The following is a 506-nucleotide window of genomic DNA, read 5'->3' as shown; positions in this document are numbered from 1 at the left end:
GGTTCTGTCGCAAACTGAGATCTCACCGCTATAATTTAAGGGCACAAGATCTCTCAGATACAATTAGGCCGCCAAAGAATAAAATTGTTCCCATGGTGTCATCATTTCAGTAGTGTTCATTTGTCCTTGTTTAATCATGGACCAAAGCTCAACACCCACCAAGGTCGATTCAGCCCCTTCCCAAGATTTCCAGCCCAAACATTGATGCATTTTTCCTTTCACTTTTCGATGGCTTTGCTCGACAATATTATTCAGATATTTGATAGCCAAAACCTCAATCATAAACAGCATATACCCAGACAGCCAAAGACGAATATTGATGGTATTTAATGCTGCGGCATTAGCGCCACTTTTATCAATGACAACTCGGTGTGGTACTCCGCTACTCTTTATCGCTTTATCGAAAAAAGCCAGTGCCGCTGGCTCATCACGGGTTTCACTCAAATAAAAATCAATCACCGCGCCAAATTTATCAACAGCTCGATAATAGTAAACCCATTGGCCTT

At 41.7% G+C, this 506-nt stretch carries 1 protein-coding gene; it reads right to left on the bottom strand.

Annotation, left to right across the window (positions count from 1 at the left end):
* Positions 1 to 63: 63 nt before the first annotated feature.
* On the bottom strand, positions 64 to 506 hold a 443-nt coding region (locus L2764_RS27625), incomplete at its 5' end, for a DDE-type integrase/transposase/recombinase (protein ID WP_248943520.1).

The organism is Shewanella surugensis (assembly GCF_023284005.1).
GTDB lineage: Bacteria > Pseudomonadota > Gammaproteobacteria > Enterobacterales > Shewanellaceae > Shewanella > Shewanella surugensis.
Note: the sequence above shows the minus strand (reverse complement) of the source record. Positions and strands in the feature narration are given on the sequence as shown.